General features: G+C 57.0%; 5 protein-coding genes and 1 pseudogene. All 6 read left to right on the top strand.

Annotated elements, in window-relative coordinates:
- A partial coding sequence (locus ACXJ5O_RS16540; protein WP_457300843.1) for a hypothetical protein occupies positions 1-270 on the top strand: 270 nt, incomplete at its 5' end.
- A gap of 6 nt (positions 271-276) precedes the next feature.
- Positions 277-933 (top strand): TetR/AcrR family transcriptional regulator, encoded by a 657-nt coding sequence (locus ACXJ5O_RS16545; RefSeq protein WP_457300844.1) that lies wholly within the window; start codon positions 277-279, stop codon positions 931-933.
- A complete protein-coding gene (locus tag ACXJ5O_RS16550; protein ID WP_457300845.1) occupies positions 899-2,062 on the top strand; it encodes an isovaleryl-CoA dehydrogenase in 1,164 nt (387 codons plus the stop codon). The genes ACXJ5O_RS16545 and ACXJ5O_RS16550 overlap by 35 nt, the downstream gene beginning before the upstream one ends.
- A 44-nt stretch (positions 2,063-2,106) precedes the next feature.
- On the top strand, positions 2,107-3,714 hold the full coding sequence (locus ACXJ5O_RS16555; protein ID WP_457300846.1) for a carboxyl transferase domain-containing protein: 1,608 nt from the start codon (positions 2,107-2,109) through the stop codon (positions 3,712-3,714).
- Between the two features lie 23 nt (positions 3,715-3,737).
- Positions 3,738-5,744, top strand: coding sequence for an acetyl-CoA carboxylase biotin carboxylase subunit (locus ACXJ5O_RS16560; protein WP_457300847.1), 2,007 nt, complete (start codon positions 3,738-3,740; stop codon positions 5,742-5,744).
- Positions 5,745-5,840: 96 nt separating this feature from the next.
- A pseudogene (locus ACXJ5O_RS16565) lies at positions 5,841-6,012 on the top strand (DNA starvation/stationary phase protection protein); the annotation flags it as partial.

Consider the following 6,012-nt stretch of genomic DNA (forward strand, 5'->3'; position numbering starts at 1 on the left):
CCGGTACTCTGTGCCGCCTTGTACTTGACGCTGCACTCTTTCATGCTCAAGGCATTTGCAGAAGGGATCATTGCAAGCGGCAGGAAAATTGCTGTAATCGGCATAGCAAATAGACGGGAAATGCGTCGTTCAAACATGAAATCCACTCTGAAAATTGATGATGAAAATCGACTCCAATTGGCTGAGTTTATATGCATCCCTACCGCTCCTCCATCCATACCTTCGTCTAGCAACCTGCCTCTTGAATTAATTGAACGTTCGTTTTATTAATTCAACATGGCACGCACAACCGGATCAGATGGCGGAAGGACACGCAGCGCAATTGATATTGCTGCGAAGCATTTGATTGCCCGCGTCGGCTATGAAGCGATGTCGATGCGCCAGCTCGCGGACGAAGTGGGCGTGCAGCCCGCGGCCTTCTATCGCTACTACCCCAACAAGCAGGAATTGCTGTTTTCAGTTATGCGGGGACACATGGATCATGTGCTTGCCGCCTGGGAAGCCGAGAGCCGCAACGCTCATACGGCGCTAGAAAAGTTCTGCGCCTTCATTCGTTTCCACATCCGTTTTCATGTGGAACGACGGGACGATGTGCACATTGGAAATATGGAGCTGCGCAGCCTCAGTCCGGAAAACCGGGCCATCATCGTTGAATTGCGCGCGAGGTATGAGAACAGCCTTCGGGACATACTCGATGACGGAATCGATACTCGCGAATTTGCCATCGATGATATTGCACTGACAACCCGCGCCATTATCGCGATGATTACCGGTATCATGGTCTGGTTCCGGACGGACGACAGGCTTAGTGTCGACGAGATTGCAGAAAAGTACGTCGAAATGGGACTGCGCCTTGTTGGCGCCAAGAAGATTGCGACAACTAAAAAGGGAGGACGAAATGTACCAGTCGGGCCTAAGATTCGGAGTCTCTGAGGAGATCGAAGCACTGCGGGAAACGGTGCACCGATTTGCGCAGGCGGAARTAGCACCGCTGGCGGCCGAGACCGATAGATCCAATCAATTCCCCATGCACCTCTGGCCGAAAATGGGCGAGCTCGGCTTGCTCGGAATGACTGCTGACCCGGAATTCGGCGGGTCCGGCCTTGGATATCTCGCTCACACAATTGCCGTGGAAGAAATCTCCCGCGCTTCGGCATCGGTCGGTCTCTCTTATGGTGCGCATTCCAATCTTTGCGTCAACCAGATCAACCGCTGGGGCACCCCTGAGCAGAAGGCAAAGTTTTTGCCAAAACTCTGCTCGGGCGAACATGTCGGCGCGCTCGCCATGTCAGAACCGGGTGCGGGCTCCGACGTCGTTTCGATGAAACTGCGCGCCGACAAGAAGAATGACCGTTATGTTCTGAACGGTAACAAGATGTGGATTACCAATGGTCCTGACGCCAGCACGTTGGTGGTCTACGCGAAGTCCGATCCCGCCGCGGGCTCGCGTGGCATCACGGCATTTCTGATCGAGAAGGAATTCAAGGGTTTTACCACCGCGCAAAAGTTGGACAAGCTTGGTATGCGCGGTTCCAATACGTGTGAGCTCGTATTCGAGGACTGCGAAGTGCCATTCGAAAACGTACTTGGCGAAGAGGGCCAGGGTGTCAAAATCCTGATGTCAGGATTGGACTATGAGCGCGTCGTGCTTGCCGGTGGACCTTTGGGAGTGATGGACGCCTGTCTGGATGTGGTTGTCCCCTACGTGCATGAGCGCAAGCAATTTGGCCAACCTATCGGAGAATTCCAGCTGATGCAGGGCAAGCTGGCAGACATGTACACAACGACGAATGCTTGCCGGGCCTATGTTTACGCCGTGGCGGCTGCCTGTGATCGCGGTGAAACCACACGCAAGGATGCAGCAGGGTGCGTTCTATATGCAGCAGAGAAAGCAACATGGTGCGCGCTCGAGGCGATCCAGGCGCTCGGCGGCAATGGCTACATCAACGACTATCCGACCGGACGGCTGTTGCGCGATGCCAAGCTCTACGAAATCGGTGCTGGCACGAGCGAGATACGGCGCATGCTAATCGGCAGAGAAATGTTTGCAGAGAGCGCTTGAGCCAACACCACTGCACCTAATCACTGCCGATAACAGGAGACCGCATGACCGTCCTCACCTCCCAGATCAGCACCACGTCCGAAACCTTCACGGCCAATACAAAGCGAATGCAGGCACTGGTAGGTGATATCCAGGCCAAGGCGGAATTGGTGATCAAGGGTGGTACCGATGAGGCGCGCGAGCGCCACACGTCGCGCGGCAAGCTGCTCCCGCGTGATCGCCTGGCGCAGCTTCTGGATGCCGGTTCGCCCTTTCTGGAAATCGGCCAGTTTGCCGCCTGGGATATGTATGACGACACAATTTCATCCGCCGGTCTGATTGCAGGGATCGGCCGGGTATCCGGCAAGGAAGTGATGATCGTCGTCAATGATGCGACGGTGAAAGGCGGCACCTATTATCCATTGACGGTGAAAAAGCATCTGCGCGCGCAGGAGATCGCGCTGCAGAACAATCTGCCCTGCCTCTATCTTGTGGATAGCGGTGGCGCAAATCTTCCCAATCAGGACGAGGTTTTTCCGGATCGCGAACATTTTGGCCGTATCTTCTACAATCAGGCCAATATGTCGGCCGCAGGCATCCCGCAGATTGCGGTCGTCATGGGATCATGCACGGCGGGCGGCGCCTATGTGCCCGCAATGTCGGAAGAAACCATCATGGTCAAAGGCCAGGCAACGATTTTTCTTGCAGGGCCTCCCTTGGTCAAAGCCGCGACAGGCGAAGAGGTTTCGGCAGAAGACCTTGGCGGCGCGGAAGTGCATACACGCGAGTCGGGCGTTGCCGACCACTACGCCGTGGATGATGCGCACGCGCTTGCCATCGCCCGGCGTATCGTTGGAAACCTAAATCGAAAGAAGGAGATAGGCCTAGATCTTCGCAAGGTGATTCCGCCGCTTTATGATCCACATGAACTTTACGGCGTCATACCGAGCGATCTGCGCCAGCCATACGATGCGCGCGAACTGATCGCGCGTATTGTCGATGGTTCGGAATTCGACGAGTTCAAGCAGAACTACGGTACGACGCTGATAACCGGCTTTGCGCATCTCTACGGCATGCCCGTCGGCATCATCGCCAACAATGGCGTGCTGTTTTCCGAGAGCGCGCTGAAGGGCACGCATTTCATCGAGCTGTGCACGCAGCGCGGCATCCCGCTGGTCTTCCTGCAAAACATTACCGGCTTCATGGTCGGGCGTTCCTACGAGGCTGGCGGGATCGCCAAGGATGGCGCAAAGCTGGTCACGGCCGTCGCCACAGCGCGTGTGCCCAAGGTGACGATGATCGTCGGCGGTTCATTCGGCGCTGGCAATTATGGCATGTGCGGCAGAGCCTTCTCGCCGCGCTTCCTCTGGATGTGGCCGAATGCGCGGATTTCAGTCATGGGCGGCGAACAGGCGGCCACGGTTCTGGCGCTGGTCAAGCGTGAGGGTATCGAGCGCAAGGGTGGGGAGTGGTCAGCCAGCGACGAAGCTGCATTCCGCGCGCCCATTCTTGAAAAATATGAGCGCGAGGGTCACCCGCTCTACTCCTCGGCGCGACTTTGGGATGACGGCATTATCGATCCGGCGAAGAGCCGCGAGGTGCTGGCGCTTTCCCTTTCCGCCGCGCTGAACGCGCCTGTCGAGGAAACGCGCTTTGGCATGTTCAGGATGTGATGGGAGCGAAAACAATGACAAAAATGTTCTCCAGAATCCTCATTGCCAATCGTGGTGAAATCGCCTGCCGCGTCATCCGTACGGCGCAGAGAATGGGTATCGGCACAGTCGCTGTCTATTCCGATGCAGATGCGCATGCGCTGCACGTGGCGATGGCCGATGAGGCGATCTATATCGGCCCCCCGCCCGTCACCGACAGTTATCTGCGTGCCGACCACATCATAGACGCTGCCCTGAAAAGCGGAGCTGAGGCCATTCATCCCGGTTACGGCTTCCTTTCCGAGAATCCGGGTTTTGTCGATGCGGTGGTGAAAGCCGGTCTGGTCTTTATCGGACCATCCGCGGATTCCATCCGGGCCATGGGGCTCAAGGATGCAGCTAAACGATTAATGGAGAAGGCCGGCGTGCCTGTCGTTCCGGGCTACCATGGCGAGGCGCAGGAACTGGTCGTTCTGGCCTCGAAAGCACGCGAGATCGGTTATCCCGTATTGATCAAGGCGCGCGCCGGCGGTGGCGGCAAAGGCATGCGCAAAGTCGATGATCCCGATGATTTCGCCGAGGCGCTGGGGAGTGCGCGTCGCGAGGCCAAGAGTGCGTTTGGTGATGATCGCGTGCTGGTTGAAAAGTACATCGCCAAACCGCGCCATATCGAAGTGCAGGTGTTCGGCGACAATCACGGCAATGTGGTGCATCTTTACGAGCGCGACTGCTCGCTGCAGCGCCGCCATCAAAAGGTCATCGAGGAAGCCCCTGCCCCTGGCATCACCGCAGAGGTTCGCTCTGCAATGACCAGTGCGGCCGTCAAGGCAGCGCAAGCGATCAACTATTCCGGCGCGGGCACGATCGAATTTATCGTCGATTCCACAGAAGGGCTGAAGCCCGACCGTTTCTGGTTCATGGAGATGAACACACGGCTGCAGGTGGAACACCCGGTAACCGAGATGATCACCGGGCTTGACCTGGTAGAGTGGCAATTGCGTGTGGCGGCCGGCGAAAAGTTACCGCTGTCTCAAAAGCAAATCCCTCTCAACGGCCATGCTATCGAGGCGCGGCTCTATGCCGAAGATCCGGCGAAAAGTTTCCTGCCAGCCATCGGCACGCTGCACCATCTGTCGTTTCCCAATGCACTGCAGGACGGCGAGGTTCGCGTCGAAACCGGCGTTCGGGCGGGCGATACGATCTCGCCCTACTATGATCCGATGATCGCCAAGCTCGTGGTGCACGGCGGCGATCGCCCATCCGCGCTTGCCACAATGGAGAGCGCACTGAGCCAGACCGAGATTGCCGGAACAACGACGAACGCGCCATTTCTGTCGGCGTTGATTCGTCATCAGGGATTTGCCGCCGGTGACGTCGATACGGGATTGATCGACCGCGATCTTGCAGGATTGATCGTTCCCATGGCGACGCCAGCTGGTGCCAAGGAACTGGCTATCCTCTCTGCCAGCGGTCTCCTGAAGCGACCGGTCCATGGTGATCCGTGGACTGCCCTGCGCGGCTACAGTCATCACAACGGGGTGGCTTATCCGGTCATGCTGGAAGAGGCTGGGCAGATCGTACGATATGGTGTGTCAGTGCTTGGAGACGAGCGGTACGCGATTTCCGGTTCAGATGCTGTAGTCGAACTGCGTGTGCGACATGAACCGCAAGGCTGGCACCTCACAGGCAAGGGCGTGAATTTGCGGGCGAAGACCATCGCAATACCGCATGGTGTGGCCGTAGTCGCCAATGGAATGGCAACGACGTTCAGCATCGCCGATCCTTTTCTGCTCGCTGAACAGGCAGGCAGCGCCGGAGACCGGCTTACGGCCCCGATGCCAGGCCTGGTGAAAGCCGTGCGGGTAGCCACCGGTGATATGGTCAAAAAAGGTCAGATATTGCTCGTGCTCGAAGCTATGAAAATGGAGCACTCGATAACTGCCCCGCATGATGGCAAGGTTGCCGAGATCGTGTCCGAGAATTCGCAAGTCAAAGAAAATTTCCCCTTGGTGCGGTTTGAGGAAGCACTTGCCGATACAACCAAGAATTGAGGCAGAAATGCTGGATAACGCGTGCTAGAACTAGAGCGGCACTCGGCTGATCGAGTGTCAAGTCGAAGCGTTTCCCTACGTCAAGGAGATCGACCCGTGGCTAAAAAATCCCTGCAGACCATCAAACGTGCACCGACCGCTACACCCAGCGATCTGGGCGGTAACGCAGTGCGTGATATCGCCGGAGCGGTAAATGCTCTGCTCGCAGACACATTTGCAATTTACATGAAGACCAAAAATTTTCACTGGCACATGAGCGGCCCGCACT

The sequence above is a fragment of the Phyllobacterium sp. P5_D12 genome (assembly GCF_054049495.1).

Bases quoted from the DNA above. Each gene is read 5' to 3' on its own strand.
- ACXJ5O_RS16555 (WP_457300846.1), top strand. From the start codon at position 2,107: ATGACCGTCCTCACCTCCCAGATCAGCACCACGTCCGAAACCTTCACG.
- ACXJ5O_RS16545 (WP_457300844.1), top strand. From the start codon at position 277: ATGGCACGCACAACCGGATCAGATGGCGGAAGGACACGCAGCGCAATT.
- ACXJ5O_RS16560 (WP_457300847.1), top strand. From the start codon at position 3,738: ATGTTCTCCAGAATCCTCATTGCCAATCGTGGTGAAATCGCCTGCCGC.